Genomic DNA, 26,736 nt, shown 5'->3' on the forward strand with positions numbered 1-26,736 from the left:
CCGCCGTCACCGCCGCGGCGACGACCCCCCCGGGGGCCGCCGCGCGGGCCTGCCAGCGGTAGACCGGCGGCGGGCCAGCAGCGCCACCGCCGCGACCACCACCACCGCCGCCCCCAGCAGCGGCCACACCCCCAACGCGTCGACCACCCCGACCAGCCAGGACTGCACCGCACCGGCGACCCGAATCACCGGGTCGTCCGGGCCGGCGTCGGTGAAATACAACCGGATCTCGTAGTAGCCGTAGTAGGTCACGTACAGCCCGGTCAGCAGCACGATCACCCCGGCGATGCGGCCCACATAGGGCAGCACCCGGCGCAGCGCCGCGGTCGCCGACGAGCCGGCCAGCGCCACCGCCAACGCCGCCACCCCGACCGTGATGCTCATCCCGGCCGCGTAGGCGATAAACGCCAACACCCCGGTCAGCGTCGACCCCTGCTGGAAGGTGGTGCTGATCACGGCGAGAAACGGTGCGACCGTGCACGATAGCGACGCGATCGCATACCCCACCCCGTAGCTGTACATCGACCCCAGCCGGGCCGTCGGTGTCCCGCCGGCGGATTTGGGCAGCACCACGGTGATGTCCTTGCCGACCAGCAGCCACAGCGCGGTCCCGATCAGCACCACCCCGATGACCACGGTGGCGAACGGCAGATACTTTTGCGCCGAGGCGATCACCGGGGAGATCGCCAGCCCGAACACCCCGAACACGGTGAGGAATCCGGTCGCCATCGCCACCGTGGCCGCCCCGGCGCGGGCCAGCGCCGCCGGCCGCGACGTGTTCTGGCTGCCGGCGATCACCAAACCCAAATAGCCGGGCAGGAACGCGAACCCGCACGGGTTGAGCGCGGCCACCAACCCCGCGCCCAGGGCGAAACCCAGTGCCGCGGTGTCGATCACTGGCCGGCCAGCGCCTGCACCCGCGCGGTCAGGTCGGCCTCGGGCAGCGACCCCTTGACCACGTCGACGCCGCCGTCGCGGGACACGAACGCATAGGCCGGTTGGCGGGTGACCCCGAATTTCGCCCACACCGTCGCGTCGGTGTCGGCGAGTTCGGTGAACCCGTCCAGGTGGTACTTGCCGACGAACTCCTGCAGCGCGGGCAGCTGGTCCTGGGCGCCGACGCCCACGAACGTCACCGCCGGATGCGCCGCGGCGACCCGGGCCACCATCGGTGCTTCGCGCTGGCAGGTGGGGCACCACGGCGCCCAGAACCACAGCACCGCGGGTCGGCCCCGCAGGCTCTCCCCGGAAAACGGTTGGCCGGCCAGGGTTTTGGCGGTGAACTGCAGCTGGTTGGAAGCCCTGGTGCCGCCCTGGCTGGCCGGTGTCGAGCTGCACCCCCCGATCAGCAGGACCATCGCGGCGGCGAGCAGGGCGAAAAGGCGGGTCATCACGAGTCCTTCCGAGTCGGGCACAGGCCGATGCTACTACCTACGTACGTAGATAGTAGATGGCAGCCGGTGTCGCGCGGGTGACCGGGACGACGAATTGGCCCGATCTTCGTAAGCCGTTAACGCACGGCGCGGACACGCTTTAACTTCAGCACGCATGGCGCACGGCACGCTGGAGCACACCGCCGACATTGCGGCGTCGCCGGATGACGTCGCCGCGTTTTTGGCCGACCTGGTCAACTACGCGGGCATCCACCCGATGCTGGTGACCGTGCGTCGGGTGGGCGGCGGCGCCGACGGTGCCACGAAATACCTTGCCCCGCACCGCATGCGGCTACACGGGGTGCCGATCCGGTTCACCTGCCGGGTCGAGCTGCGCACCGATGGCCGCGGCACCGTCTGGACGCACACCCGGCAGCGGCCGGGCATCGACATGCGCGCCACCATGACCGTGCGCCCGCACGGCGACGGGTCGCGGGTGCACGAGCGGGTCGAGGTACGCGCACCGCGGCTGTTGCTGCGCACCGTGCTGCGCGACGGCGGCCGCTCGCACGCGCAGATGTGGGACAACCTGCGCCGCCACTTCGGGGGCTGACCGGTGCATGCTGGTAGCCATGACCACCCGACACGAGATCACCGAACAGATCGTGCTGGCCCGGCTGGCCAAGGGGTTGAGCTGGCAGGAGCTGGCCGACGCCATCAAGAAACCGGTGGTGTGGACCACCGCGGCGTTACTCGGCCAGCACCCCATCCCGGCGGAGTTGGGCAGCGTGCTCGTCGAGATGCTGGGCCTGGACCCGTCGGCGGTGCCGGTGCTGGCGGCGGTGCCGATGCGCGGCGGGCTGCCGACCGCGGTGCCCACCGACCCGACCATCTACCGCTTCTACGAAGCGGTCCAGGTCTACGGCGGCGCGCTCAAGGAACTGATCCACGAGCAGTTCGGGGACGGGATCATGAGCGCGATCAATATGAGCGTCGACCTGCAGAAGAAGTCGCACCCGTCCGGGGACCGGGTGGTGGTGACCTTCGACGGCAAGTTCCTGCCCTATGACTGGGTGAGCGCCGAGGGCTGAGGATCCGGCCCGCCCGGTGCGGGTGGCGCGTTACCCTCGATCGGTGACCTTCGGCGGCCCGCACCCGGCTCCGGGCTGGTGGCTGCCCGCGCCCCCGTCGCGCCCGTCGCCGTGGCCGCGGCTGGCGCTGGTGGCCGCCGTCGTTGCGGTGGTGCTGGTCTGTGGTGTCGGGGTCGCGGCGTGGCGGGTCACCGGGCACCGGCACGACGCCTACCGGCCGGGGGATTGCGTGGTGGTGGAGGCCTCCACCGGCGGCGCGTTGCACGCCAGCCGGGCGCGCTGCGACACCGATCCCAGCTTCACCGTCGCCAAGCTGGCCAATCCGGCCGGCGGCTGCGCGCCGTCGGGTTATGACCGGTTCGGCCCGCCGTCGGCCGACGACCGCACCGGCCACCTGTGCCTGGTGCCCAACCTCGTTGTCGGGCACTGCTATCGGCTGGGTGTCGCGGTGGGGATGTGGAACCTGGTCGACTGCACCGGGGCCGGGCCGGCGACCATCCGGGTGACCCAGCGGCTCGACACCGACGACGCGCGGGCCTGCGCGGCCGGTGACCAGCTGCCCGCGCGCAGCTATCCCGCCCCGCCGCGCACCTACTGCCTGGGGCTGGCCACCTGAGCCATGGCAGCGCAGCAGAAGCGCGTCGACCTGGTGCTCTCCGGTGGCGGCGTGAAGTTCATCGGGTTGGTCGGCGCCGTCGTCGCGCTGATGGACGCCGGCTATTCGATCCAGCGGGTGTCGGGGGTGTCGGGCGGTTCGGTGGTCGGCGCGATCATTGCGGCCGCCGCCCAGGGTGACCAGCTGACCGCCGACCAGGTCAAAGAGCTGGCGTTCTCGGTGCCGCTGCGCCGGTGGCGTGACGCGGGACCGCTGCCGATCGTCGGGCCGGCCTGGGGATTTCTTCGCGACACCGGCTTTTACCGCGGCGACGTCGCCCACGACTGGATCCGCAGCGAGCTGAAGAACCTGGGGGTGACCACCTTCGGCGATTTGACCTACGACGACGCGAGCCTGCTGCCCGAGCGGCGCTACCGGGCGGTGGTCAGCGTGGCCGACCTGACCGCCGCGCAGCTGGTGCGGCTGCCGTGGGACTACCGACGGGTCTACGGGCTGGATCCCGATGAACAGTCGGTCGCCGACGCGGTGCGCGCCTCGATGGCGGTGCCGTTCTTCTACCGCCCGGTCACCTTGACCAATGCGGCCGGCCGCAAATCCACCCTGGTCGACGGTGGGGTGCTGTCGAACTTCCCGATCGACTCGTTCGACCGGCCCGACGGCCGGCCCCCGCACTGGCCCACGTTCGGGATCACCGTGGTGCCCACCATCAACGAGGGCCTGGGCGAGATGGTGCCGGGCGTCAAGCCGCTGCGCTGGTTCGGCCAGGTGTCGCTGCTGGAGAGCCTGCTCACCACCATGCTGGTGGGCCACGACCAGACGCACCTGAACCAGCCGTGGGTCGGCGTCCGGGCGATCAAGGTCGACTCCACCGACGTCGGCGTCCTGGACTTCGGGGTGTCGCGGCCGCAGCTGGAGGCGCTCTACGCCAACGGCTACGCGGCCACCGAGCAGTTCCTGTCGACCTGGGACTGGCCGGGCTACCTGGAGCGCTTCCGGCGCTTCCACGAGGTGTGTCACGACGACGAGCCGACCGAGCCCCGGCCTCGAGACTGAACTGGCGGCCTCGAGTCTGCGGTGGTGGCGCCGAGTCTGCGGTGGTGGCATCGAGTCTGCGGTGGCGGCATCGAGTCTGCGGTGGTGGCATCGAGTCTGCGGTGGTGGCATCGAGTCTGCGGTGGCGGCGCCGAGCCTGCAACCAGGCCGTCCTGCCGACGATTTTCACGGCCTCAGTGCAGTCTCGGCGCCGCCAGTACAGTCTCGATGCCCTGGACGCAGTCTCGGTGCCGCCAGCGCAGTCTCAATGCCCTGAACGCAGACTCGATGCCGTGGACGCAGGCTCGGCGCCTCGACGTCCGCCAAGCCGCCAGCCAAGCCGCCAACCAGACCCGACTACGCGAACTCGGCTTCGATGCCGTCGATCCCGGCGCGCAGCGCCGCCAACCCGGCCGCCCGGGCCCGCAATTTGCTAGCGGCATGGGCGCCGCGGTGCAGGCCACTGAACTCGCGGGCGGCGTCGACCGCCCTCGTCAGCACCGCGTCGGGCAGCACGATCTCGTCCAGCCAGCCGGCGGCGACCGCGGTCTCGCCGAAGAAGGTGTTGGCCAGCCCGACGGCCTGCTGGTAGGCCGACGGTGTCAGCCGCAGCTGCAGGATCGCCAGCGCGGCATACGGCAGGGTCATGCCGATCGCGACCTCGTTGGCCTGGATGTTGTAGGCCGGCGCGGCCACCCGGTGGTCGCCGCTGCACAGCAGAAACGCCCCCATCGCGATGGCGTGCCCGGTGCAGGCCATCACCACCGGCTTGGGGTAGGACAGCAGCCGATACGCCAGCTCGAAACCGCCACGCAGCATGTCGATCGCCGCCCCGGTCTCGCCGGAGGTCAGCACCTTCAGGTCGAAGCCGCCGGAAAACACCCGTTCGTTGCCGGCGATCACCAGCGCCCCGACGTCGTCGCGGTCGGCGGTGTCCAGCGCGGCGTTGATGGCCTGCTGCATGGCCGGCCCCAGCGCGTTGACCTTGCCGTCGTTGAGGGTGATGACCGCGACGGACTCGTCGCGGCGATAGCTGACCGGCGCCGTCATCTCAGTTGTGGTGCTTGCCGAGTTCGGCTTCGGCGTCGCCCCAGTGCAGGCTGACGTCGGTCGGCTCGTCGTGTTCGCGACTGCGCCACCGCTCCTGGGTTTCCTTGACCGCCTGCTGGATCCGGTCGATCTCGCTGCGGAACACCTCCGGGCGGGTCTCTTTGCTGGCGTAGTGGAAGTAGGTGAGCACCCCGCGCAGCAGCTCCAGCTTCTGCTTCTCCCGTTTGGCCAGGTCGTGGGTGGTCATCAACTCGATGCGCTGCACCGGCGGCAGGTCGTTCCAGTCCAGCACCACCTTGGACTCGAATTGCTCCCGCCCGCCCTTGCCGAACAGTCCGCGGGTCCGCTCCGGGCTGCCGTAGTAGGTGACGGCCCCGGCGAAGTGCGACTCGATGGCGTCGCCGAGCTCGGCCCGGTCGATCGCCGAATCCCACACCGTGCGCCACTCCTGGCCCGGCGCCAGCACCGGGATCTGCTGGGGCAGCTTGAGCGGGACGACGTCGGCGTAGCCGTCGGCGGCGGTCTCGTACTGGGCGACGCTAGGCGGATGCGGGAAGGCGAACTGCACGTCGTAGGCCGGGGTCTTCCCGAAATTGCGGACCACCAGTTCGATGACGTGCCAGTCGGCGGCGTGCGGCTCCATGTACATGCCCACATGCGGCCGGGTCTGCTCCAGCGTGACCCGCCGGTTGCGCTGCAGCTGCCGGTGCACGTAGAGCAGGGCCACCACGCCGAGCAACAGCGCCGCCCAGGCGGCCCACGCCACCCAGGAGCCGGCTCCCATCTCGGTCAGACTGTGCCAGCGGTCGTCGATCCACCCCGTCGAACCCACCCTCCGGTTCTACCACAGCTACCGGGGCGCCCGACGCACGCATCCGAACAGGTCAGCCGCCCATCAACAGGTGCCACTGCTCCAGGTCGGCGGCGCGGTAGACGTAGTTGGACCGCTTCACCTCGGACAGCGACGCGCTGGGGTCGCTCGAGTACCAGTGCCCGGGGAACACCGTCGGGTCACCGGGCAGCGCCGCCAGCTGCTGGAGGCTGCGGTACATCGCGTCGGAATCCCCGCCGGGAAAGTCGGTGCGCCCGCAGCCGTCCAGGAACAGCGTGTCCCCGGCCACCAGCCGGCCGTCGAGCAGGAAGCACTGGCTGCCCGGGGTGTGCCCGGGGGTGTGCAGCAGCTCGATGTCGACGGCGCCGACGGCCACCTTGTCGCCGTGCTCGTGCGCGGTGAGATCCGCCATGGAGATCCCGGTGATCCGCGAAACCCACAGCGCCTCATGGGTGTTCACGTGCACCGGGACGCTGACCCGGTCCAGCAGCTCGGCCAGGCCCTTGAGCTCGAAGCCCATCATCGACCCGCCGACGTGGTCGGGGTGGTGGTGGGTGACCAGCACCCCGGACAGCCGCATGCCGTCGCTTTCCAGCGCGTCGAGCAGGTCCCCGGCGGCGTAGGCCGGGTCGACCACTACCGCGTCGCCGGTCTGCCGGTCCCCGATCAGGTAGGCGAAGTTGCGCATCTGGGTCGCCATCATGTCGCCGGCGGCGAAATCGCGACCCGACAGCAGCTGGCGGAAGTACAGCCGATCTGACTCTGGCATGCCCTCAAGCCTAGGACACCGCGACGCCGACCTGCGGTTTGGCGACGCTGCGGCCCAGGCTGTACCCTCTTCTAGGCCCGCGGCATCTGCGACTGACCGCTGCGGGTGACGCCCCCTTAGCTCAGTCGGCAGAGCGTTTCCATGGTAAGGAAAAGGTCAACGGTTCGATTCCGTTAGGGGGCTCGGTGGACGCCGGGCAGGCTGGCGGCGATACCCGAGGCGATGTAGCTCAGTTGGTTAGAGCGAACGACTCATAATCGTTAGGTCGCCGGTTCAAGTCCGGCCATCGCTACAACGCAAGCACGGCAATTGTCAGAAAGAGGGCAGCCAAAGTGGCCTCCAGCACCGATGTACGGCCGAAGATCACGCTGGCCTGTGAGGTGTGCAAACACCGCAACTACATCACCAAGAAGAACCGCCGTAACGACCCGGACCGGCTGGAGCTGAAGAAGTTCTGCCCCAACTGCGGCAAGCACCAGGCTCACCGCGAGTCCCGGTAGGGCGGCTGCCGGCACAGGTTTACGCAGGTTGACTAGGTGAGGTTCTAAGGCTCGTGGCACTGTCGACGAAGATCGTCGGGAAGCACTACCGGTACCCCGACCACTACGTCGTGGAACGGGAAAAGCTTCGCGAATACGCCAAAGCGGTCAAGGTCGAAGACCCGTCCAGCTACGACGAGCAGGCCGCCGCCGACCTCGGCTACCACGGCCTGCTGGCCCCGCTGACGTTCATCTCGGTGTTCGGCTACACCGCGCAGCGGGCGTTCTTCGAGCACGCCAACATCGGCATCCAAGACGCCCAGATCGTCCAGGTCGACCAGGTGCTGAAATTCCTGCGGCCGATCGTGGTGGGCGACAAGCTGTACTGCGACGTGTACGTGGATTCGGTGCGCCACGCGCACGGCACCGACATCATCGTGACCAAGAACATCGTCACCAACGAGGCCGGTGACATCGTCCAAGAGACCTACACGACCCTGGCGGGCCGTGCCGGCGAGGGAGAAGAGGGCTTTCAAGATGGCGCTGCGTGAGTTCAGCTCGGTGCAGGTGGGCGACAAGCTGCCCGAACGGGTCATCCCGCTGACCCGCGCGGACCTGGTGAACTACGCCGGGGTGTCCGGGGACCTGAACCCGATCCACTGGGACGATGACATCGCCAAGCAGGTCGGGCTGGACACCGCGATCGCCCACGGCATGCTGACCATGGGCCTGGGCGGCGGCTACGTGACGGCGTGGGTCGGCGACCCCGGCGCGGTCACCGAGTACAACGTCCGGTTCACCGCGGTGGTGCCGGTCCCCAACGACGGCAAGGGCGCCGAGATCGTCTTCAACGGCCGGATCAAGTCGGTGGACCCGGAAACCAAGTCGGTGACCATCGCGCTGACCGCCACCACCGACGGCAAAAAGATCTTCGGTCGGGCCGTCGCCTCGGCGAAGCTGGCGTAACCATGCCGCTGAAAACCAACGTCCTGGGGATGAGCTGGCGCTACCCCGACTGTTTCGTGGTGGGTCGCGAGAAGATCCGGGAATTCGCCAAGGCCGTCAAGGCCGAGGACCCGGTCAGCCTCGACGAGGACGCGGCCGCCGAAGCCGGCTACGACGCGCTGGTCGCCCCGCTGACGTTCGTGTCGATCTTCGCCAAGCTGGTCCAGGCCGACTTCTTCCGCAGCGTCGACACCGGGTTCACCACCATGCAGATGGTCCAGGTCGACCAGAAATTTCTCTACCACAAGCCGATCACGGTCGGCGACCGGCTCTACGCCCAGATGGACATCATCTCGGTGGAGGAGCGGTTCGGGGCCACCGTCGCGGTGACCAAAAACCTGTGCACCAACCAGGACGGTGAGCTGGTGCTGGAGGCCTACACCACGATGATGGGCCGCGAGGACGACAGCTCGGTCAACCTGAAGTGGGATGTCGAGAGCGGTCAGGTCGTCAAAACGGCCTGATTAGTAACCAGCACCAGCGTCGATGTACACTCGGACCTCGGGGTTTTCCCAGTATTAGCGCGCTTTCCGTGAGCCAGCCGAACGGAGGGCGCGCTAGTCATGAGCGCCGGCGACGATGCAGAGCAACGCGAAGCAAAGGGGTGGCGCCTAGGTAGAGTCCCGGCTTTGCGCGGGTTGGCCTGCCAACCGCGAAGGGGCGTAGCTCAACTGGCAGAGCAGCGGTCTCCAAAACCGCAGGTTGCAGGTTCAAGTCCTGTCGCCCCTGCAGACGAAGGCGTGCCATGGTGGACACTGGAGGGTACGCACGAGCAGACGAACGAAGGAGCATGCGGTGAGCGACGAGCGTGACGGTTCCGACGCCGCAGCTGACGGCGGCGAAACCGGCGACACCGTCGAACGCGGTGGCCGCACGGCGGTGGCCACCCGTCCGCAGCGCCCCACCGGGAAGCGGTCCCGGCAGCGCGCGGCCGCCGACACCGAGGCGGCCGTGGCCGCCGAGGACCAGACAACAGACTCCACGGACAGCTCCGACACCGAAACCAAGAAGACCAAGAAAGCCGGGAAAGGTAAGAAGACCAAGAAATCGGCGGGCGCGGTCAACCCGTTCGCCTACGTCTACAACTACCTGAAGCAGGTCGTCGCCGAACTGCGCAAGGTGATCTGGCCCAACCGCAAGCAGATGATCACCTACACCTCGGTGGTGCTGGCGTTCCTGGTGTTCATGGTGGCGTTGATCGGCGGGGCGGACTACGGGTTCGCCAAGCTGATCATGCTGGTATTCGGCGAGTGAACCGCCGGTGCGACGAGCTGAAGTTATAGAGAGGACTGACAACCGTGACTACCTTCGACGGCGATACGCCCGCGGGTGAGACGGTCGACATCGAAGAGGCCGAACCCGACACGGCCCTGACCGAGGCGCCCCCGGCCGAGACGGCCGAAGAGGCCGAAGAGGTCGACCCCGCCGCGGCGCTCAAGGCGGAGCTGCGCAGCAAGCCCGGCGACTGGTATGTCATCCACTCCTACGCCGGCTACGAGAACAAGGTGAAGGCCAACCTCGAGACCCGCGTGCAAAACCTCGACGTCGGCGACTACATCTTCCAGGTGGAGGTGCCCACCGAAGAGGTCACCGAGATCAAGAACGGGCAGCGCAAGCAGGTCAACCGCAAGGTGCTGCCCGGCTACATCCTGGTGCGGATGGACCTGACCGACGACTCGTGGTCGGCGGTGCGCAACACCCCCGGGGTCACCGGGTTCGTCGGCGCGACGTCGCGGCCGTCGGCGCTGACGCTGGACGACGTGGTGAAGTTCCTGCTGCCGCAGGGTGCGGCGAAGAAACCCGCCAAGGGCACTGGGGCCACCGCCGCGGCCGCCGCCACCGAGGGTGGGCTGGAGCGGCCCGTCGTCGAGGTCGACTACGAGGTCGGCGAGTCGGTCACCGTCATGGACGGCCCGTTCGCGACGCTGCCGGCCACGATCAACGAGGTCAACGCCGAACAACAGAAACTCAAGGTGCTGGTGTCCATCTTCGGTCGCGAAACACCTGTGGAACTGAACTTCACCCAGGTCTCCAAGATCTAGAACATTAGTACGGAAGGACATCAACACCCATGGCCCCGAAGAAGAAGGTCGCCGGGCTGATCAAACTGCAGATCGAGGCGGGTCAGGCCAACCCTGCGCCGCCGGTCGGTCCGGCGCTCGGTCAGCACGGCGTCAACATCATGGAGTTCTGCAAGGCGTACAACGCCGCCACGGAGAACCAGCGCGGCAACGTCGTCCCGGTCGAGATCACCGTCTACGAGGACCGCAGCTTCACCTTCGCGCTCAAGACGCCGCCCGCGGCCAAGCTGCTGCTCAAGGCCGCCGGGGTGGGTAAGGGCTCGGCCGAGCCGCACAAGACCAAGGTGGCCAAGGTCAGCTGGGATCAGGTCCGCGAGATCGCCGAGACCAAGAAGGCCGACCTCAACGCCAACGACGTCGACGCCGCCGCCAAGATCATCGCCGGCACCGCCCGGTCGATGGGGATCACCGTCGAATAACTCCTGTTGATCCTGCGCTGACGGCGCAAAAGTGCGAGTAAGCACCGCCGTCAACGCAGACTCAACGCAAAGAAAGCGTGGGAGGGCCAGCTTCGGCCCGCCAACCACACCCAACCACGAGATTGGATCCAACATGAGCAAGAACAGCAAGGCCTACCGCGCCGCCGCCGAGAAGGTGGACCGCGCCAACCTCTACACCCCGCTGCAGGCCGCCAAGCTGGCCAAGGAGACGTCGTCGACCAAGCAGGACGCGACCGTCGAGGTGGCCATCCGGCTCGGCGTCGACCCGCGCAAGGCCGACCAGATGGTCCGCGGCACCGTCAACCTGCCGCACGGCACCGGTAAGACCGCCCGGGTCGCGGTGTTCGCGGTCGGCGAGAAGGCTGAGGCCGCCACCGCCGCCGGCGCCGACATCGTCGGTAGCGACGACCTGATCGAGAAGATCCAGGGCGGTTTCCTGGACTTCGACGCCGCGATCGCCACCCCCGACCAGATGGCCAAGGTGGGGCGGATCGCCCGGGTGCTGGGGCCGCGCGGCCTGATGCCCAACCCCAAGACCGGCACCGTCACCGCCGACGTCACCAAGGCGGTCAACGACATCAAGGGCGGCAAGATCAACTTCCGGGTGGACAAGCAGGCCAACCTGCACTTCGTCATCGGTAAGGCCTCCTTCGACGAGGCCAAGCTGGCCGAGAACTACGGCGCCGCCCTCGACGAGGTGCTGCGGCTCAAGCCGTCGGCGTCCAAGGGCCGCTACCTGAAAAAGGTCACCATCTCCACCACCACCGGCCCGGGTATCCCGGTCGACCCGTCGGTCACCCGCAACTTCGCCGAGGCCTAACCGTCCCGGCGGCCTTCCCTGCGCGCCGAGGGGGAATCCTGCGACGCCCGCCCGGCGTGTCGCGTCGTGAGATTCCCACTCGGCGGGGAAGCTAGCCCCCGCACTCGGCGACGCGGCGGCGCAGGAACGCCCGCGCCGGCTCGGAGCCGTGGGCCTGTAGCGCGACCCGATACCAGGCCAGCGCCTCGGCGCGCCGACCGGCGCGGCGCAGCAGGTCCGCGCGCACCGAGGCCACCAGGTTGGACCGCGCCAGCCGCGGATCGTCGGCCACCGCCGCCAGCGCGGCCAGCCCGGCGTCGACGCCGTCGCGGAACCCGACCGCCAGCGCGCGGTTGGCCCGCACCACCGGGGAGTCGGCGAGCGCCAGCAGCCGGTCGTAGGCCGCGCAGATCCCCCGCCAATCGGTCTGCTCCCAACTCGGCGCGGTCGCGTGCAGCGCGGCGATCACCGCTTGCGGCAGATACGGCCCGGTCGACCCCTGCGCGTGCCGTAGCCGATCCAGCCCGCGGGCGATCCGCTGCCGATCCCAGCGGCCGCGATCCTGCTCGTCGAGCGGGATCAGCGCCCCGGCGTCATCGACCCGGGTGGCGCGCCGCGAATCGTGCAGCAGCACCAGCGCGGCCAGGGCGTGCGCGTCGGGTTGCCCCGGCAGCAGCCGGCACAGCTCCCCGGTCAGCCGCACCCCCTCGTCGCACAGCTCGTCGCGGATCGCCGACGGGCCGGCCGTCGAGAAGTAGCCCTCGGTGAACACCGAATAGATGCAGGCCAACACGTGCGGGGTGCGTTCGGGCAGCAGCTCGGCCGGCGGCACCCGCAGCGGGATATTGGCGCGGCGCACCTTGGTTTTGGCGCGGGTGATGCGCTGCCCGACGGCGGACTCGGTCTGCAGCAGCGCCCGGGCGATCTCGGCGACGGTGAGCCCGGACACCAGCCGCAGCGTCAACGCCAGCTGCGAGGTCCGGTCCAGCGCCGGATGCGCGCAGGTGAACATCATCCGCAGCTCGTCGTGGTGCACCGGATGTGGGTCGGTGTGCTCGGTGCGGGCCCGGATCTGGTCCACCATCGCCGCCAGTTCCTTTCCGGGCCGCACCGATTCACGCCGCAGCCGATCCCGGGCCCGGTTGCGGGCCACCGTCACCAGCCAGCCGCCCGGGTTTTCGGGGACGCCGTCGCGCGGCCAGCTGCGCAGCGCCTCGGCGCAGGCCTCCTGGACGGCGTCTTCGGCGACACTCAGGTCCCCGGACCACCGGGCCAGCGCGGCGACCGCCGCACCCCATTCCCGGCGGAAGACGCCGTCCAGGTCGGCCATGCGCGCCCGCTACAGCCCGGACACGCCCGCCAGTTGGCGCACCGCCACGGCCGAGGCGGGGATCATCGCGGCGAGTTTGACCGCCTCGTCGCGGTCGGCGGCCGACAGCAGGTAGAAGCCGGAGGCGATCTCGGCGCCCTCCGGGTAGGGACCGTCGGTCAACAGCAGCTGGCCGTCGCGGACCCGCACCGTCGTCGCCGTCGCCGGGTCGTCCAGCGCCGCCCCGCCGCGGATGTGATCGCCCGCGGCAGCGGCGAATTCGCCGTGCCGGGCGGCCTCGGCCTGCCACTCCGGGCCGCCCGGGACATTGGTGTGTTCCGGGGGCTCCAGCAGCAGCGCTAGCCACTGCGCGGCGCCGCTGCGCGACCACCCGGCGTCGACGGTGTGGTAGACCGGCCGCACCTCGACGGTGCCGTACGCGGCGACCGGGATGTCGCGGGCGAACGCCAGCGCATCGTCGAGGTTGTCGGCCTCGAAGACGTAATACCCGCAGGCCACCTCGGCGGCCTCGGCGAACGGGCCGTCGGTGATGGTCGGCGCGTCGGGGCCGCCGGTGATGCGCACGCCGGTGGCCACCGGGGTCAGCGCGTCACCGGCCCGGATCGCCGACGCCGCCTTGGCGTGGAACTTTTCGAATTCGGCCATCACCGCGGCCCGCTGTTCGGGGGTGCGGTCCCGCTCCTGGCTGTTCAATAGGGCGAGGTACTGCATCGGTGGTCACCTCCGGGGTAGGGGAGCGGAACCCGTGTCCCACTCTCTACCTATCCGACGAACGGCGCAGCCCGAATCCGACAGCGCCTAGACCGCGCCCGGCTTGAGATAGGTGACCAAGCTCACATCGAGGCTTTCGTCGGTGAAGTAGTACTCGCAGCCGCGCAGGTAGCGCATGTAGCGCTCGTAGACCGCTTCGGACTGGATCTCGATGGCCTTGTCCTTGTTGGCTTCCAGGGTGTCGCCCCAGATCCGCAGCGTTTTGATGTAGTGCGGTCGCAGCGAGAGGGCTTCGGGCACCACAAACCCGGCCTTCTCGCCGTGCTCGATCATCATCTCGGTGGTGGGCAGCCGCCCGCCCGGGAAGATCTCGGTGACGATGAACTTGATGAACCGCGCGGTCTCGAAGGTGATCTTCTTGCCGCGGGCGTTGAGGTCATACGGGTGGTAGCTGACGCTGCTTTGGATCGTCATCCGGCCGTCGTCGGGCAGGATCTCAAAGCAGTTCTTGAAGAAGTCGTCGTAGCGTTCGTGGCCGAAGTGCTCGAACGCTTCGATGGACACGATCCGGTCCACCGGTTCGCTGAACTCCTCCCAGCCGTGCAGCAGCACTCGATGGGTGCGGTCGCTGTCGACGGTGTCCAGCAACTGCTGGGAGCGGGCCTGCTGGTTTTTGGACAGGGTCAGGCCGATGACATTGACGTCGTATTTCTCGATCGCGCGCTTCATGGTGGAACCCCAGCCGCAGCCGATGTCCAGCAACGTCATCCCGGGCCGCAGGTCCAGCTGGTCCAGGTTCAGGTCAACCTTGGCGATCTGGGCTTGCTCCAGCGTGAGGTCCGGCGGCTCGAAGTAGGCGCAGCTGTAGGTCCGGCTCGGGTCCTGGAACAACCCGAAGAAGTCGTCGGAGATGTCGTAGTGGGCCTGGATCTCTTCGAAATGCGGCCGCATTCGGGTGCTGCGGGACGTGTTCTCCGGCATCTGTGCTTGGTCGCCTTCCCCATGATCGCTCACTGGTGCTAAGCGCGTTTGCCCGTGGACGTTAGCGTAGGTCGATTGTGCAGCATACCGAGCGGCGAAACGCCAACTTCAGGCCCTGACACCGTTTCGCGCCCATACTGTGTCATACTGCCGTCCTGCGCGGTTGCCCGGGTGCCGGCACCGCGACCCGTCTACCCCCGATTTGCCCTGGGCAGAACGACTTCGACGCCCACTACTTCTGCAGCGTGAACTGGTTGACGTCGGTGTAGCCGCCCTCGAACAGCCGCGGGCAACCGGTCAGGTACTTCATGTACCGGTCGTACATCTCCTGCGACTGCACGGCGATGGCTTCCTCGCGGTTGCGTTCCAGGTTGGCGGCCCATTCCCGCAGCGTCCGCGGATAGTACAGCTGCCCGATCGGCTGCACCCGGTCCAGGGTGAACCCGGCCTTGGTGGCGTGCTCGGTGACCAACGCCACCGACGGCAGCCGCCCGCCCGGGAAGATCTCGGTCATGATGAACTTCGCGAACCGGGCCAACTCGAACGTCAACGGCAGGCCGAGCTTGTTCGCGTCGCCCATCTTGACCGCGGTGATGGTGTGCAGCAGCATCGCCCCGTCGTCGGGCAGCGCGTTGTAGGCCATCTCGAAAAACGCCGGATAGCGGTCGTGGCCGAAGTGTTCGAACGCCCCGATCGACACGATGCGGTCGACCTGCTCGTCGAACTCCTCCCAGCCCTGGAGCCGCACCTCCACACTGCGCTGGGTGGGGACCTTCGCCAATTTCGCGATGGCGTAGTCGCGTTGGCGTTCGCTCAGCGTCAGGCCGATGACGTTGACGTCGTAGTTTTCCAGCGCCCGCTGCATGCCGTGGCCCCAGCCGCAGCCGATGTCGAGCAAGGTCATCCCGGGTTGGAGCCCCAGCTTGCCCAGCGCCAGATCGAACTTGGCGTTTTGGCCCTCGTCGAGGGTCATATCATCGCGTTCGAAATAGCTACAGGTGTAGCCCATGGTGGGCCCCAGAAACAGCTCGAAGAATTCGTTGGAAATGTCGTAGATCGACTGCAGCTCTTCGTACTTCGGATCTAAGTTGGTCATCCTTACTTGCGCTCCCACTGGTTGCGGTTTGTTCGGCGACCCGGGAAAGGGTACCCGCTGATCGGCGCTGGGCGGGGGAGCCACAACGGCGCCCGCAGCGACTACCTGCCGACGCTATTTGGTCAGCGTGAACTGGTGCACGCTGGTGTAGCCGTCGCGGAACAACCGCACACAGCCGGTGAGGTACTTCATGTAGCGGTCGTAGACCTGCTGCGACTGCACCGCGATGGCCTGGTCCCGGTGGGCCTCCAACGCGGCCGCCCACAGCTGCAGCGTCCGCACATAGTTGGGCCCGATCTCGTGCACCCGGGCCACGTCGAAGCCGGCCGCGGTGGCGCGCTCGGTGACCATCGGCACCGTCGGCAGCCGCCCGCCCGGGAAGATCTCGGTCAGGATGAACTTGTTGAACCGGGCCATCTCCATGGTCAGCGGCAGACCCCGCCGCTGACACTCGTCCTGGGTGATCGCGGTGATGGTGTGCAGCAGCATCGTCCCGCCGGCGGGCAGCGCGTTGTAGGCCATCTCGAAGAACGCCGGATAGCGGTCGTGGCCGAAGTGTTCGAACGCGCCGATCGACACGATGCGGTCGACGTGCTCGTCGAACTCTTCCCAGCCCTGCAGCCGGACTTCGACGCTGCGCCGGGTGGGGACGGCGGCCAGCTTGGCCAGGGCGTAGTCGCGTTGGCGTTCGCTCAGCGTCAGGCCGATGACGTTGACGTCGTAGTTTTCCAGCGCCCGCTGCATGCCGCCGCCCCAGCCGCAGCCGATGTCGAGCAGCGTCATCCCGGGTTGGAGCCCCAGCTTGCCCAGCGCCAGATCGAACTTGGCGTTTTGCGCCTCGTCGGTGGTCATATCGTCGCGTTCGAAGTACCCGCAGGTGTAGCCCATGGTGGGCCCCAGGAACAGCTCGAAGAATTCGTTGGAGATGTCGTAGATCGACTGCAGCTCTTCGTACTTCGGATTTAACTTAGACACGCTTCCTAAGGGTCCCAGCCGGGGGCGGATTCGGCAAGGGCCTAACGGCCCCGAATGGGTCAGTGCCCGTCGGCGAAGGTGGTCTTCAGCTCGCCGACCACCTGATCCCACAGCTCCTCGGGCAGCTCGTGGCCCATGCCGTCGATCAGCACCAGCCGCGCGCCGCGGATCGCCCGGGCCACCGCCCGCCCGCCGAACGGCCGCATCAGCTTGTCGGCGCGGCCGTGGATCACCACCGTCGGGGCGGTGATCTGCCGGTCGTAGCGGACCAGGCTGCCGGTGCCCAGGATGGCGCCGAAGTGCCGCGCGATGCCCCACGGGTAGAAGCTGCGCTCGTAGCTTTCGATGGCCTCGGCGCGGATCCGCTCCTCGGGCGCCGGGTAGCCGGGGCTGCCGATGATCCGGGTGACCCGCACCGCGTTGTCCACGATCACCTCCCGCGGCGAATCCGGCGGCGGGCCGGTGAGGATCGCCAGCAGCGCCCGCGGCGCCGGCGGCGGCAGGAACGGCTGGTTGTTGGACGAGAAGATCACCGCCAACGAGCGGGTCCGGCGCGCGAAGCGGGCCGCGAAGACCTGGGCGATCATGCCGCCCATCGAGGCGCCGACGACACGCGCGCGGTCGATGCCGAGGTGGTCGAGCACCGCGGCGCCGTCGTCGGCCATGTCCTCCAGCGTGTACACCGCGGGGCTGCGCAGCCCCAGGAAGGACCGGAGCATCCGCACCGGCAGCAGCCCGCCGGCGTGCCGACGGTCCAGCTTGCTGGACAGGCCGACGTCGCGGTTGTCGTACCGGATCACCCGCAGGCCCTGCGCGGCGAGCTTCTCGCAGAAGCCGGTGCGCCACAGCAGCAGCTGCGCGCCCAACCCCATGATCAGCAGCACCGCCGGGTCGTTCGGGTTGCCCATGTCCTCGTAGTAGATGTCCAGCTCGCCCGAGCGCGCGGTGCCGCTGCGGATCTCCACGGCTACGCCTCCGCCTCGTCGGTGTGCTCGCGGCTGACCTCGACCATGAAGTTGGCGAAGTACCCGGTCAGCTGCGGGTCGGACATCATCTGCCAGTTGGGGGCCAGCAGCTTCATGTAGCGCTCCACGTAGAGGAACTGCTTGCCGATCAGCACCAGCTCGCGGGGCAGCTTGACGTCGTAGGCGTCGGCCAGCGCGGAGAGCTGCTTGCCGATCTCGGCGTACGACAGGTCGCCGAGGGTTTTCATGGTCAGCGGGGTGGAGAACGCCTCCAGGTCCTTGGCGGCCTCCGCCTCGGGTTTCAGGGTGCCCACCGCGCCCATCAGCACGACGATCTTGCCGGCCGCGGCGTGATCCTTCTTCACCAGCAGCGCATACACCAGTTCGCGCAGCAGCCACCGGGTGCGCGGGTCGATGCGGCCCATGATGCCGAAGTCGAGGAACACCACCCGGCCCTGATCGTCGACGAACAGGTTGCCGGCGTGCAGGTCGCCGTGGAACAGGCCGTGCCGCAGCCCGCCCTCGAAGGTGGCGAACAGCAGCGCCTTGACCAGCTCGGTGCCGTCGAAGCCGGCCTTGCGGATGGCGGCGGCGTTGTCGATGCGGATGCCGTGCACCCGCTCCATGGTCAGCACCTTTTCGCTGGTGTAGTCCCAGTGCACGTCGGGCACCTTGATGTTTTGGCCCAGCGGGGAGGCATGCAGGTGCGACACCCAGGTTTGCATGGACTGCGCCTCGATGCGGAAGTCCAGTTCCTCGGCGAGGTTGTCGGCGAAGTCGGCGACGACGTCCTGGGCGGACAGCCTTCGGCCCAGTTTGGCCAGTTCGACCAGCTGGGCGAACCGTTTGAGGATCTGCAGGTCGGCGGCGACCCGGCGGCGGATCCCGGGTCGCTGGATCTTGACGACGACGTCCTCGCCGCTGTGCAGGGTGGCGAAATGCACCTGCGCGATGGACGCCGACGCGACCGGGGTCTCGTCGAAGCTGGCGAACAGGTCGGCGGGTTCGGCGCCGAGCTCCTCGAGGAACAGCTGGTGGATCTCGGCGGGGTCGGCGGGCGGCACCGCGTCGAGCAGGCTGCGGAACTCGCGGGACAGCGGTTCGCCGAACGCGCCCGGGCTCGAGGCGATGATCTGGCCGAACTTGACGTAGGTGGGACCCAGGTCGGCGAAGGTCTGCGGGATCTCCTTGATGACCTTCTGCTGCCAGGGGCCGCGGGCGGGCAGTTTGGTGAGCACCCGAAGGCCGGTGCGGGCCACCTGCCATCCGGTCGCGCCGATCCGGACCGCCTCGACCGGCAAGGGCACCCGATCGAGCTTGGCTACCTCGCGGTGTTTGGTCGAAGTCATTGTTGCAGTCTGCCAAATCGGCGACGACAACTTCGAATCTGGCGTGAGCCCCGTCACGGTCGCCTTACAGCAGGCCCGCGATGTCGATGAACGGGCTGAGCAGGTCGCCGGCGGCGAACAGGGCGCCCTCCCCGACGCTGGCCAACGCGAAGAAACCGGCCACCGGCAGGATCCCGACGTCGGCGGCGATCGGCAAGCCGATGGCGTCGAGCAGGTCACCGGCGGCCAGCTCGTTGACGATGCCGGTGACGTCCAGCGCCGGCAGCGTGGTGACCATCGCGTTGGCGATGTCGGCCAGCGGCAGCAGCGACGCGTAGCCGGCCGAGGTGGCCGCACTGACCGCGTTGACCAGCGAATCCAGGCTCACCCCGGGCGGCGGGAAGGAGATGTCCTCGGCGGCCACCGCCGCGATGAACGGGGTCTGCAGCAGGTTGACCAGCGGGTTGTCGGCCAGCGAGAACACCGACGCCGGGTCCTGCAGGTAGCCGACGACGTCTTTGACGGCGTCGGCGATGCCTTGTTCGGTGCCCGACACCAAAAGGCCGGGCACCTTCTCGAAGTCGGCGAGGCTGGGGAACACCCCGAGCGGGGTGGGCACATCCGGCGCCGAGGTCGACCAGCCGTAGTCGGGGTCGCCGTAGCCCAGGTTCACCAGCACCCGCAGGTCCGGCTCGAGCAGGTCGGACACCACCGGCCCGACCGCCGGGATCGACCGCACCAGATCCAGCAGCGGCAGGTGGTCGGTGGGGACCATGTAGTAGGTGGTGGCGCCGTATGTTCCCAGATCCTCGGCGGTGGACAGATCCATGTTCGGGTACTGGGTGTGCACGAACAGGATGCCCAGCAGCGCGTTGAGGTCCGACAGCAGGTTCAGCGGGTAGCGCGGATAGTCGGCGAAGCCGTCGTACTCCCCGGTGTAGATGTCGGTGGGGTACTCGGTGACCGGGGTGGCGCCGCTGAACGTGATGCCCAGGCTGGGGATCGACGGGTTGGCACCCAGCGCCGGCAGGTCGAAGCGTTCCAGCATGCCGCCGTTGGGGTTGTTGGGGTCGCCGAGCAGCACAAACTTGAGCTGGTCGGGGTCGGGGTGGATGCCGGCGGTGCCGTTGGCGATGTTTTCCATCTCGATGGTGTCGATGGTGGCGCTTTGCGAATAGCCCAACGCGGTGACGGTATTGCCGTCGGCGAGCTGGTCTTTGATCGTGTTGTTGAGGATGGTGACGCCCTGTGTCACCGAGGTGTCGAACGGCAACTCCTTGGGGCCGATGATCGGGTACAGCCCTTCCGGGGTGGCCAGGCCCTGCAGCGAGCAGGCGGTTGCGCAGTGCAGGTACAGGTCGTTGACGTCGTCGATGTAGACCTGCGGCGGGATCGGCATGCCGCTGCCGCCCATCACCAAATCGGTGCTGTCGGCGAACGCGTCCGCTGCCGTCAGCGCCGCCGACAGCGCCATCGCCGCGGCGCCGGTCCCGGCCAACAGTGCCACCCGCAGCCACCGAGCACTCATTGCGACCTCCCCGCGGAAACGTGTCCACCCGGCGCGCCGACCCCCAAGCCCGGCGCGCGCGTCGCATCTTGCCGGTTTCCTGAGCCGTACGTGGGCGGATTCGGAAAATCCACTGAGAAAAACCTGAGGGGCGGGTTGGGTGCTGGGCGCGAGCAGACGCAGATTCGCACGATCCTGCCCCGGATCGTGCGAATCTGCGTCTGCTCACCGGCGCGGGGGCCTACCCGGTGGGCTGCCAGGGCGTCAGCCAGGCCGTGGGTTCCCAGCCCTCCTGGCCGGCGATCAGCTCGTACATGGTGGCGCCGTCGATGGTCTCCCGGATGATGTCGGCGTGCCCGGCGTGCCGGGAAAGTTCGGCGATCAGGTGATGGATCACCCAGCGCACCGACCAGGCGTCGACGTCGGTGGGAAACCACGGGGCGTCGCGCGGCACCGGCACCGCGGCGTCGAGGTCGGCCATCTCGAGCACCCGCAGCGTCTCGGCATTTTGGGCCCGCAACGCGTCCAGCGCCCCGGCCAGGGTCTCGTTGTCGGACAGCACGAATTGGTCCTGGAATTCCCGCATGATCTCCTCGCGGGGCCGGGTGTCCGCCGGTGGTGGGTTCGGCGCGGCGGCGACGCGCTGCATCCAGCTGCGCTGCACCCCGGTGACGTGTTTGATCAACCCGCCGATCGACAGGGCGCTGACCGACGGGGTGGCGCGGGCCTGCTCGTCGGTCAGGCCGTAGGCGACGGCGAAAAAGGCGCTCTGCTGGCAGGTCAAAAATTCGCGCAGCGCGCTGCGCTCATCGGTCACCGGTGCGGCAAGGGCGGGCATGGTCAGTCCTTTCGATTGGGCTGATGGAGGTAAAGGTCACGCAGACAGGCGATTTCGGCTCCGTGGTGGATGACCTCGATGTTGACGCCCAAGATCAGCTCCGCCATGGTGTGGCGGGTCCCCCAGCGGCCCTCCGCGGGTCCGACGAGGCGGGCCAACGCGGCGTCGTCGAGCCCACGCGCCCCGGCGATCCACCGCGCGTAGGCCTCGTCGAGTTGTTGCAACGCGGTGGCCGCGTCGCGGGCATAGGGCCAGCTCTGGGGGTCGACGGGTGGGCCGCCGAAGTTGTTGTAGTTGCGGAAGGCGAGGATGCCGATCGTGAGGTGGACCAGCCGCCAGGCGATGGTGGTGAACGGCGGGGGTTGCGGCGCCGGGAATGCGTGGTCGATCCCGTCGTCGTGCAGGGTCCAGCAGCCGGGAACCGGCTCCCAGCGGTATTCGTCGTCGGTGAGACCGTCCAGGCGGGGGCGCAGCTGGTTGCGCCAGTGCCGGTCGAGCTGGTCGGCCAGGAGGGTGCGCGGCTCGGTCATGCACTGAGCGTTCCACACCCATCGGACAGGTCCGGCCACTAATTTGGGCGGAGGGGTCACCGCCGGCGGCGACGACCCGCAGCGCATGGTGGTGTACTTCGCGATGGTCGGCGCCGACTTCGAGATCCTGGAACCGCCCGAGGTGGCCGACGCGGCACGCGTCGTCGCGGAAAGGCTTCGCGCCGCGGGGTCCGCTCCGTAAGGTGCGGGCATGCGGGTGCTCGCCGCCGAATCGACCGACCTGTTCGTCGGGCCGGCCGACGCGCCGCTGCAACTGGTCCGGGTCACCTACGCCGGCGCCGCCACCCCATCCCGCCTCGTCGTCGACGGCGACGGCCTGACCGGAGAGGCGCTCGCCGACCCCGGCGACGGCGTCGTCGAGGTCCCGGTGGCCGTCGCGGACCCGGTGCCCGGCCAGCGGCGGGCCGCGCGGGCAGGCGGCACCGACTTCACCTTCACCGTCGCCGAACCCGGCTGGACCATGTTCATGGTCGGCCACTTCCACTACGACCCGGTGTGGTGGAACACCCAAGCCGGCTACACCAGCGCGTGGACCGAGGATCCGCCCGGCCAGTGCCGCCAGAACAACGGCGTCGACCTGGTGCGCGCCCACCTGGACAAGGCGCGGCGCGAACCCGAATACAAGTTCGTCCTCGCCGAGGTCGACTACCTCAAACCGCATTGGGACACCCACCCCGAGGACCGGGCCGACCTGCGCCGGCTCATCGCCGAAGGCCGCGTCGAGGTGATGGGCGGCACCTACAACGAGCCGTCCACCAACATCACGGACGCCGAGACCACCATCCGCAACCTGGTGGCGGGCATCGGGTTTCAGCGCGACATCCTGGGCGCCGACCCGGCCACGGCCTGGCAGCTCGACGTGTTCGGGCATGATCCGCAGTTCCCCGGCCTGATCGCCGACGCCGGCCTGACGTCCAGTGGGTGGGCGCGCGGCCCGTTTCACCAGTGGGGTCCGATGGCCGGCGGCGGCGATCCGCGGCGCATGCAGTTTCCCAGCGAGTTCGAATGGATCGCGCCGTCCGGGCACGGGCTGTTGACCCACTACATGCCGGCGCACTACGCCGCCGGCTGGTGGATGGATGGGCAGTCGTCGCTGGCCGACGCCGAAGCCGAGGTCTACCAGTTGTTCTGCGGGCTCAAACGGGTGGCGGCGACCCGCAATGTGCTGCTGCCGGTCGGCACCGACTTCACCCCGCCCAACCGCTGGGTGGTGCCGATCCACCGGGACTGGAACGCCCGCTACACCTGGCCGCGGTTCGTCTGCGCGGTGCCGGCCGAGTTCTTCGCCGCGGTGCGCGCCGAGCTGAAGCAGCGCGGACAGACCGCGTCACCGCAGACCCGCGACATGAACCCGATCTACACCGGCTGCCACGTCTCCTACATCGACACCAAGCAGGCCAACCGGGCCGCCGAGCGGGCGATCCTGGCGGCCGAGAAGTTCGCGGTGTTCGCCGCGCTGACGACCGGGGTCGCCTACCCGGATGCCGCGCTGGCCAAGGCGTGGACGCAGCTGTGCTACGGCGCCCACCACGACGCCATCACCGGATCCGAGGCCGACCAGGTGTACCTGGACCTGCTGACCGGCTGGCGCGACGCCTGGCAGCTGGGCCGTGACGCCCGGGACAACGCGCTGACGGCGCTGTCGGGGCTGGTGACCACCGGCGCCGACGCGGTGGTGGTGTGGAACCCGGTGACCCACGACCGCAGCGACATGGTCACCGTGCACCTGCGGCGCCCGCTGGCGACCGGGGCGCGGGTGATCGACGACGCCGGCTCCGAGCAGCCCGCCCACGTCGAGGACGGCGGGCACACGGTGCGCTGGCTGGCCCGCGACGTGCCGTCGCTGGGGTGGCGGGCCTACCGGCTGATCCCCGCTGACGGCGCGCAGGGCTGGCAGCCGGTGCCCGGCACCGCGATCGGCAACGAGCACCACCAGCTGACCGCCGACCCCGCCCGCGGCGGCGGCATCGCGTCGTGGCGGCACCACGGCCGGGAGATGATCGTCGAGGGGGCGCTGGGCAACCAGCTCGCCGTCTACGACGAATACCCCAAGCACCCGCAATCCGGGGAAGGCCCGTGGCATCTGGTGCCCAGTGGCAACCTGTTCACCTCGCAGATCGCCACTGGCGTCAGCGTGCAGGCCTACCGCGGGCCGCTGGGGGAGCGGCTGGTGGTGTCCGGCCGCATCCGGGGCGTGCTGGCCTACACCCAGACGCTGACGCTGTGGCGCGGCGTCGACCGGGTCGACTGCCGCACCACCGTCGACGAATTCACCGGCGCCGACCACCTGGTGCGGCTGCGTTGGCCCTGCCCGGTGCCCGGCGCACTGCCGGTCGCGGAGGTCAGCGACGCCGTCATTGGCCGCGGCTTCGGGCTGCTGCACGAGCCCAGCGGCCGCTCGGTGGATACCACCCAGCACCCGTGGACGCTGGACACCCCCGCCAACCGCTGGTTCGGGCTGTCCGCGACCGCCCGGATCACCGTCGGCGACGGCACCCGGGCGGTGTCGGTGGCCGAGGTGATCACCCCCGACGGCGGGCTTTCGCAGACGCGCCAGCTGATGGTCGCGCTGGTGCGCGCCGGCGTCACCGCCACCAGCACCGCGGCCGGCGGCCCCCGCTACGGCAACCTCGACGTCGACTCCAACCTGCCCGACACCCGGATCGCGTTGGGCGGCCCCGATACCAACGCGTTCACCGCCGCGGTGCTGGCCGCCGCCGACCCGGCGTATACCGCCGAACTCGACACGCAGCTGGCCGCCCACGGTCGGGCCCGGGTGTGGGTGCCGGCCGCGCGGCCGCTGGCTCAGGTGTGGGTGCCGGGCGCCGACCTGCGCGACCCGCGGGCACTGCCGGTGCTGGTGATTGCCGCCCGCGACTTGACCGACGAGGTCGCCCGGGTGGCCGACGAGCTGGCCGACCACGAGATCGCGGTGGACCAGCAGGCCCCCGCGGACATGGGCCCGTTCGAGGCGCGGAGCGTCGCCCTGGTCAACCGCGGGGTGCCCAGCTTCGCCGTCGACAAGGCCGGCACCCTGCACGCCGCGCTGCTGCGCTGCTGCACCAGCTGGCCCTCGGCGGCCTGGACCGACGACCCGCGCCGCACCGCCCCCGACGGCAGCAGCTTCCAGCTGCAGCACTGGACCCACGTGTTCGACTACGCGCTACTGGCCGGCGACGGCGACTGGCGTCAGGCCCGATTCCCGGCCCGCAGCGCGGAGTTCGCCGACCCGCTGCTGGCGTTCCCGACGGCCGCGGGGTCGGGGCGGCTGCCCGCCACCGGGTCGCTGCTGCGCGTCGCGCCGCCCGACGCGGTGCGGTTGACCGCGCTGAAACCGGCCGGCAACCCGCTGGCCCGCGGCAGTACCCGACCGGTCGACCCGGCCACCGCGACGCTGCGGCTGGCGGAGGCTTGCGGCGCCGACACCGGCGTCACCGTCGGCTCCGATCTCGGCGCGGTGCGAGTGCTGGGCCGCGCCGACCTGCTGGAACGGCCGCGCGAGCACCCGGCCCCCGACCGGCTGCACGGCTACGAGATCGCCACCATGACCGCCCGACTGGCCGTCGCACGCCTCGGCGCCGCCGACACCGTGTTGGCCCCCGAGACCGAGACTGCGCAGCCGATGTACGCCCGGTACTGGCTGCACAACCGCGGCCCGGCCCCGCTGGGCGGCCAGCCGGCCGTCGCGCTGCTGCACCCGCAGCGGGTGGCCGCCGCGCCCGGCGACCGGATGGTGCTGCGGCTTACCGCCGCCAGCGACTGCACCGACGCGACCCTGCGCGGCCACGTCACCCTGCTCGGCCCGCACGGCTGGCCGCTCGCCCCGGCGGCGGTGCCGGTCGAGCTGGCGCCCGGCCGGCACCTGGAAGCCGACCTGGTGGTGACGGTGCCGCGCGGCACCGACCCGGGCCGGTATCCGGTGCGCGCCCAACTTTCCCTCGACGGCGAGGGGGTGCCGCCGTCGTGGCGGCAAACCGTGGAAGACGTGTGCGTGGTGTCGGTCGGCGCCGACGGGCCGCTGGTGTCGCTGGTGGCCGGGCCGACCGACGTCGAGGTAGCGCCCGGCGGGGCGGCGCGGCTGGCCGTCACCGTCGGCTCCGAGGCCGGCGCGGACCTGGCCGTCGAAGCGCACCTGATCAGCCCATGGGGCACCTGGGAGTGGGTCGGGCCGGCGGCGGTCGGCGCCACGTTGCCGGCCGGCGGCCGCGTCGAGGTCGGCTTCGACGTGACCCCGCCGCCGTGGCTGGCGCCGGGGCGGTGGTGGGCGCTGGTGCGGGTCGGCTGCGCGGGGACGCTGCTGTACTCGCCGGCGGTCACGCTGACCGTCCGATGACCCTCACCTTGGCCCTCGACATCGGCGGCACCAAGATCGCCGCCGGCTTGGTCGATGACGACGGCGCGCTGGCGCACACCGTGGTGCGGCCCACCCCGGCCGAGGCGGTGTGGGCGGGGGTCGAGGCCGTGCTCGCGCAGGCGCTGGAGACCGCCGGGGGCGCGGTCCGCGCGGCGGGCATCGCGTGCGCCGGGCCGGTCGACCTGCCGACCGGCACCGTCGGCCCGATCAACATCCCCGGCTGGCGCGGCTTTCCGCTGCGCGAGAAGGTGGCGGCCGCGCTGCCCGGGGTGCCGGTGCGGCTGGCCGGCGACGGAGTGTGCATGGCGCTCGGCGAGCACTGGCGCGGCGCCGGCCGCGGGGCGCGCTTCCTGCTCGGCATGGTGGTGTCCACCGGGGTCGGTGGCGGACTGGTCCTCGACGGCGTGCCGTATCACGGCCGCACCGGCAACGCCGGGCACGTCGGCCACGTGGTGATCGACCCCGACGGGCCGGCCTGCGCCTGCGGCGGCCACGGCTGCGTGGAGACCGTCGCGGCCGGGCCCGCGCTGGTG

29 protein-coding genes, 3 tRNA genes and 1 pseudogene are annotated in these 26,736 nt (G+C 69.6%); 18 read left to right on the forward strand and 15 right to left on the reverse strand.

Annotation, left to right across the window (positions count from 1 at the left end; translation table 11 throughout):
* Nucleotides 1-6 precede the first annotated feature (6 nt).
* Entirely contained in the window at nucleotides 7-897 is an 891-nt protein-coding gene (locus tag BKN37_RS12470; protein WP_071026209.1) for a cytochrome c biogenesis CcdA family protein, read from the reverse strand.
* Complete coding sequence (locus BKN37_RS12475; RefSeq protein ID WP_071026212.1) at nucleotides 894-1,391, reverse strand: protein disulfide oxidoreductase; 498 nt, start codon at nucleotides 1,389-1,391, stop codon at nucleotides 894-896. Before BKN37_RS12475 ends, BKN37_RS12470 begins: the two co-directional genes overlap by 4 nt.
* Before the next feature lie 157 nt (nucleotides 1,392-1,548).
* Between BKN37_RS12475 and BKN37_RS12480 the strand changes: the two genes are divergently transcribed.
* Genes BKN37_RS12480 through BKN37_RS12495 form a run of 4 tightly spaced genes read left to right on the forward strand, consistent with a single transcriptional unit; the run spans nucleotide 1,549 to nucleotide 4,133 of the window.
* Nucleotides 1,549-1,986: an SRPBCC family protein gene (locus BKN37_RS12480; RefSeq protein ID WP_071026215.1), complete on the forward strand. Its 438-nt coding sequence runs from the start codon at nucleotides 1,549-1,551 to the stop codon at nucleotides 1,984-1,986.
* Nucleotides 1,987-2,005: 19 nt separating this feature from the next.
* Entirely contained in the window at nucleotides 2,006-2,464 is a 459-nt protein-coding gene (gene cynS, locus BKN37_RS12485) for a cyanase (RefSeq protein WP_479724552.1), read from the forward strand.
* Nucleotides 2,465-2,507: 43 nt separating this feature from the next.
* Nucleotides 2,508-3,080: a hypothetical protein gene (locus BKN37_RS12490; protein WP_083341745.1), complete on the forward strand. Its 573-nt coding sequence runs from the start codon at nucleotides 2,508-2,510 to the stop codon at nucleotides 3,078-3,080.
* Nucleotides 3,081-3,083: 3 nt separating this feature from the next.
* Complete coding sequence (locus BKN37_RS12495; RefSeq protein WP_071026219.1) at nucleotides 3,084-4,133, forward strand: patatin-like phospholipase family protein; 1,050 nt, start codon at nucleotides 3,084-3,086, stop codon at nucleotides 4,131-4,133.
* A gap of 336 nt (nucleotides 4,134-4,469) precedes the next feature.
* On the opposite strand, the gene BKN37_RS12500 is transcribed toward BKN37_RS12495, so the two are convergent.
* The 3 genes from BKN37_RS12500 to BKN37_RS12510 all read right to left on the reverse strand — a co-directional run bounded on the left by BKN37_RS12500 (nucleotide 4,470) and on the right by BKN37_RS12510 (nucleotide 6,763).
* A complete protein-coding gene (locus tag BKN37_RS12500; protein WP_071026221.1) occupies nucleotides 4,470-5,162 on the reverse strand; it encodes a crotonase/enoyl-CoA hydratase family protein in 693 nt (230 codons plus the stop codon).
* Nucleotide 5,163: 1 nt separating this feature from the next.
* Nucleotides 5,164-5,946, reverse strand: a complete 783-nt coding sequence (locus BKN37_RS12505; protein WP_071026266.1) for a hypothetical protein — start codon at nucleotides 5,944-5,946, stop codon at nucleotides 5,164-5,166.
* 100 nt (nucleotides 5,947-6,046) lie between these two features.
* Nucleotides 6,047-6,763: an MBL fold metallo-hydrolase gene (locus tag BKN37_RS12510; protein WP_071026224.1), complete on the reverse strand. Its 717-nt coding sequence runs from the start codon at nucleotides 6,761-6,763 to the stop codon at nucleotides 6,047-6,049.
* Nucleotides 6,764-6,873: 110 nt separating this feature from the next.
* Between BKN37_RS12510 and BKN37_RS12515 the strand changes: the two genes are divergently transcribed.
* From BKN37_RS12515 to rplA, 11 genes are all read left to right on the forward strand, one after another.
* Nucleotides 6,874-6,946: transfer RNA gene (locus BKN37_RS12515), tRNA-Thr, on the forward strand.
* Between the two features lie 35 nt (nucleotides 6,947-6,981).
* A tRNA-Met gene (locus BKN37_RS12520) sits at nucleotides 6,982-7,055 on the forward strand.
* A gap of 40 nt (nucleotides 7,056-7,095) precedes the next feature.
* Entirely contained in the window at nucleotides 7,096-7,263 is a 168-nt protein-coding gene (gene rpmG / locus BKN37_RS12525) for a 50S ribosomal protein L33 (RefSeq protein WP_068250576.1), read from the forward strand.
* A 53-nt stretch (nucleotides 7,264-7,316) separates the two neighbouring features.
* On the forward strand, nucleotides 7,317-7,793 hold the full coding sequence (gene hadA / locus BKN37_RS12530) for a (3R)-hydroxyacyl-ACP dehydratase subunit HadA (protein ID WP_071026226.1): 477 nt from the start codon (nucleotides 7,317-7,319) through the stop codon (nucleotides 7,791-7,793).
* Nucleotides 7,780-8,208, forward strand: coding sequence for a (3R)-hydroxyacyl-ACP dehydratase subunit HadB (gene hadB, locus BKN37_RS12535; RefSeq protein WP_071026228.1), 429 nt, complete (start codon nucleotides 7,780-7,782; stop codon nucleotides 8,206-8,208). Before hadA ends, hadB begins: the two co-directional genes overlap by 14 nt.
* Nucleotides 8,209-8,210: 2 nt before the next feature.
* Nucleotides 8,211-8,711, forward strand: coding sequence for a (3R)-hydroxyacyl-ACP dehydratase subunit HadC (gene hadC / locus BKN37_RS12540; RefSeq protein ID WP_071026230.1), 501 nt, complete (start codon nucleotides 8,211-8,213; stop codon nucleotides 8,709-8,711).
* A gap of 192 nt (nucleotides 8,712-8,903) precedes the next feature.
* Nucleotides 8,904-8,976: transfer RNA gene (locus BKN37_RS12545), tRNA-Trp, on the forward strand.
* Between the two features lie 66 nt (nucleotides 8,977-9,042).
* Complete coding sequence (gene secE / locus BKN37_RS12550) at nucleotides 9,043-9,501, forward strand: preprotein translocase subunit SecE (protein WP_071026233.1); 459 nt, start codon at nucleotides 9,043-9,045, stop codon at nucleotides 9,499-9,501.
* A 44-nt stretch (nucleotides 9,502-9,545) separates the two neighbouring features.
* On the forward strand, nucleotides 9,546-10,289 hold the full coding sequence (nusG, locus tag BKN37_RS12555) for a transcription termination/antitermination protein NusG (protein WP_071026236.1): 744 nt from the start codon (nucleotides 9,546-9,548) through the stop codon (nucleotides 10,287-10,289).
* Nucleotides 10,290-10,318: 29 nt separating this feature from the next.
* The gene (gene rplK, locus BKN37_RS12560; RefSeq protein WP_071026238.1) at nucleotides 10,319-10,747 is read left to right on the forward strand and encodes a 50S ribosomal protein L11; all 429 of its coding nucleotides are present in this window, start codon (nucleotides 10,319-10,321) and stop codon (nucleotides 10,745-10,747) included.
* 133 nt (nucleotides 10,748-10,880) lie between these two features.
* On the forward strand, nucleotides 10,881-11,588 hold the full coding sequence (gene rplA / locus BKN37_RS12565) for a 50S ribosomal protein L1 (protein WP_071026240.1): 708 nt from the start codon (nucleotides 10,881-10,883) through the stop codon (nucleotides 11,586-11,588).
* 91 nt (nucleotides 11,589-11,679) lie between these two features.
* Here rplA and BKN37_RS12570 read toward each other — a convergent pair whose 3' ends face one another.
* The 10 genes from BKN37_RS12570 to BKN37_RS12615 form a co-directional block, all read right to left on the reverse strand.
* Nucleotides 11,680-12,897 (reverse strand): RNA polymerase sigma factor, encoded by a 1,218-nt coding sequence (locus BKN37_RS12570; protein WP_071026242.1) that lies wholly within the window; start codon nucleotides 12,895-12,897, stop codon nucleotides 11,680-11,682.
* A gap of 9 nt (nucleotides 12,898-12,906) precedes the next feature.
* The gene (locus BKN37_RS12575; protein ID WP_071026244.1) at nucleotides 12,907-13,608 is read right to left on the reverse strand and encodes a YciI family protein; all 702 of its coding nucleotides are present in this window, start codon (nucleotides 13,606-13,608) and stop codon (nucleotides 12,907-12,909) included.
* A gap of 87 nt (nucleotides 13,609-13,695) precedes the next feature.
* On the reverse strand, nucleotides 13,696-14,589 hold the full coding sequence (locus BKN37_RS12580; protein ID WP_071026246.1) for a cyclopropane mycolic acid synthase family methyltransferase: 894 nt from the start codon (nucleotides 14,587-14,589) through the stop codon (nucleotides 13,696-13,698).
* A gap of 232 nt (nucleotides 14,590-14,821) precedes the next feature.
* Entirely contained in the window at nucleotides 14,822-15,685 is an 864-nt protein-coding gene (locus tag BKN37_RS12585; RefSeq protein WP_071026248.1) for a cyclopropane mycolic acid synthase family methyltransferase, read from the reverse strand.
* 114 nt (nucleotides 15,686-15,799) lie between these two features.
* Nucleotides 15,800-16,660, reverse strand: coding sequence for a cyclopropane mycolic acid synthase family methyltransferase (locus BKN37_RS12590; RefSeq protein WP_071026250.1), 861 nt, complete (start codon nucleotides 16,658-16,660; stop codon nucleotides 15,800-15,802).
* 59 nt (nucleotides 16,661-16,719) lie between these two features.
* The gene (locus tag BKN37_RS12595; RefSeq protein WP_071026252.1) at nucleotides 16,720-17,625 is read right to left on the reverse strand and encodes an alpha/beta fold hydrolase; all 906 of its coding nucleotides are present in this window, start codon (nucleotides 17,623-17,625) and stop codon (nucleotides 16,720-16,722) included.
* 2 nt (nucleotides 17,626-17,627) lie between these two features.
* A complete protein-coding gene (locus BKN37_RS12600; RefSeq protein ID WP_071026254.1) occupies nucleotides 17,628-18,974 on the reverse strand; it encodes an ABC1 kinase family protein in 1,347 nt (448 codons plus the stop codon).
* Nucleotides 18,975-19,038: 64 nt separating this feature from the next.
* Nucleotides 19,039-20,481 carry a PE-PPE domain-containing protein gene (locus BKN37_RS12605; RefSeq protein WP_071026256.1) on the reverse strand — a complete coding sequence of 481 codons (1,443 nt, stop codon included), beginning with the start codon at nucleotides 20,479-20,481 and terminating at the stop codon, nucleotides 19,039-19,041.
* A gap of 220 nt (nucleotides 20,482-20,701) precedes the next feature.
* Complete coding sequence (locus BKN37_RS12610; RefSeq protein WP_071026258.1) at nucleotides 20,702-21,298, reverse strand: DinB family protein; 597 nt, start codon at nucleotides 21,296-21,298, stop codon at nucleotides 20,702-20,704.
* A gap of 2 nt (nucleotides 21,299-21,300) precedes the next feature.
* The gene (locus BKN37_RS12615) at nucleotides 21,301-21,828 is read right to left on the reverse strand and encodes a DinB family protein (protein ID WP_071026260.1); all 528 of its coding nucleotides are present in this window, start codon (nucleotides 21,826-21,828) and stop codon (nucleotides 21,301-21,303) included.
* A 55-nt stretch (nucleotides 21,829-21,883) separates the two neighbouring features.
* Here BKN37_RS12615 and BKN37_RS28305 point away from each other — a divergent pair.
* The 3 genes and pseudogenes from BKN37_RS28305 to BKN37_RS12625 form a co-directional block, all read left to right on the forward strand.
* Nucleotides 21,884-22,030, forward strand: a pseudogene (locus BKN37_RS28305) (WCX domain-containing protein); the annotation flags it as partial.
* A gap of 9 nt (nucleotides 22,031-22,039) precedes the next feature.
* A complete protein-coding gene (locus BKN37_RS12620) occupies nucleotides 22,040-26,182 on the forward strand; it encodes a glycoside hydrolase family 38 N-terminal domain-containing protein (protein WP_071026262.1) in 4,143 nt (1,380 codons plus the stop codon).
* The coding region (locus tag BKN37_RS12625) for an ROK family protein (RefSeq protein WP_131823576.1) at nucleotides 26,179-26,736 on the forward strand (558 nt) is incomplete at its 3' end. The genes BKN37_RS12620 and BKN37_RS12625, both read left to right, overlap by 4 nt.

This window comes from Mycobacterium talmoniae (assembly GCF_001854525.1).
Classification (GTDB): Bacteria; Actinomycetota; Actinomycetes; order Mycobacteriales; family Mycobacteriaceae; genus Mycobacterium; species Mycobacterium talmoniae.

What these genes read in the sequence shown, in the direction of transcription:
- BKN37_RS12580 (WP_071026246.1), bottom strand. Translation starts at nt 14,589, where the DNA reads ATGCCGGAGAACACGTCCCGCAGCACCCGAATGCGGCCGCATTTCGAA.
- cynS (WP_479724552.1), top strand. Translation starts at nt 2,006, where the DNA reads ATGACCACCCGACACGAGATCACCGAACAGATCGTGCTGGCCCGGCTG.
- hadC (WP_071026230.1), top strand. Translation starts at nt 8,211, where the DNA reads ATGCCGCTGAAAACCAACGTCCTGGGGATGAGCTGGCGCTACCCCGAC.
- BKN37_RS12475 (WP_071026212.1), bottom strand. Translation starts at nt 1,391, where the DNA reads ATGACCCGCCTTTTCGCCCTGCTCGCCGCCGCGATGGTCCTGCTGATC.
- BKN37_RS12510 (WP_071026224.1), bottom strand. Translation starts at nt 6,763, where the DNA reads ATGCCAGAGTCAGATCGGCTGTACTTCCGCCAGCTGCTGTCGGGTCGC.
- rplK (WP_071026238.1), top strand. Translation starts at nt 10,319, where the DNA reads ATGGCCCCGAAGAAGAAGGTCGCCGGGCTGATCAAACTGCAGATCGAG.
- BKN37_RS12610 (WP_071026258.1), bottom strand. Translation starts at nt 21,298, where the DNA reads ATGCCCGCCCTTGCCGCACCGGTGACCGATGAGCGCAGCGCGCTGCGC.
- hadB (WP_071026228.1), top strand. Translation starts at nt 7,780, where the DNA reads ATGGCGCTGCGTGAGTTCAGCTCGGTGCAGGTGGGCGACAAGCTGCCC.
- BKN37_RS12500 (WP_071026221.1), bottom strand. Translation starts at nt 5,162, where the DNA reads ATGACGGCGCCGGTCAGCTATCGCCGCGACGAGTCCGTCGCGGTCATC.
- BKN37_RS12570 (WP_071026242.1), bottom strand. Translation starts at nt 12,897, where the DNA reads ATGGCCGACCTGGACGGCGTCTTCCGCCGGGAATGGGGTGCGGCGGTC.
- BKN37_RS12480 (WP_071026215.1), top strand. Translation starts at nt 1,549, where the DNA reads ATGGCGCACGGCACGCTGGAGCACACCGCCGACATTGCGGCGTCGCCG.
- BKN37_RS12615 (WP_071026260.1), bottom strand. Translation starts at nt 21,828, where the DNA reads ATGACCGAGCCGCGCACCCTCCTGGCCGACCAGCTCGACCGGCACTGG.
- rplA (WP_071026240.1), top strand. Translation starts at nt 10,881, where the DNA reads ATGAGCAAGAACAGCAAGGCCTACCGCGCCGCCGCCGAGAAGGTGGAC.
- BKN37_RS12575 (WP_071026244.1), bottom strand. Translation starts at nt 13,608, where the DNA reads ATGCAGTACCTCGCCCTATTGAACAGCCAGGAGCGGGACCGCACCCCC.
- BKN37_RS12495 (WP_071026219.1), top strand. Translation starts at nt 3,084, where the DNA reads ATGGCAGCGCAGCAGAAGCGCGTCGACCTGGTGCTCTCCGGTGGCGGC.
- BKN37_RS12605 (WP_071026256.1), bottom strand. Translation starts at nt 20,481, where the DNA reads ATGAGTGCTCGGTGGCTGCGGGTGGCACTGTTGGCCGGGACCGGCGCC.
- BKN37_RS12505 (WP_071026266.1), bottom strand. Translation starts at nt 5,946, where the DNA reads ATGGGAGCCGGCTCCTGGGTGGCGTGGGCCGCCTGGGCGGCGCTGTTG.
- BKN37_RS12600 (WP_071026254.1), bottom strand. Translation starts at nt 18,974, where the DNA reads ATGACTTCGACCAAACACCGCGAGGTAGCCAAGCTCGATCGGGTGCCC.
- BKN37_RS12585 (WP_071026248.1), bottom strand. Translation starts at nt 15,685, where the DNA reads ATGACCAACTTAGATCCGAAGTACGAAGAGCTGCAGTCGATCTACGAC.
- BKN37_RS12620 (WP_071026262.1), top strand. Translation starts at nt 22,040, where the DNA reads ATGCGGGTGCTCGCCGCCGAATCGACCGACCTGTTCGTCGGGCCGGCC.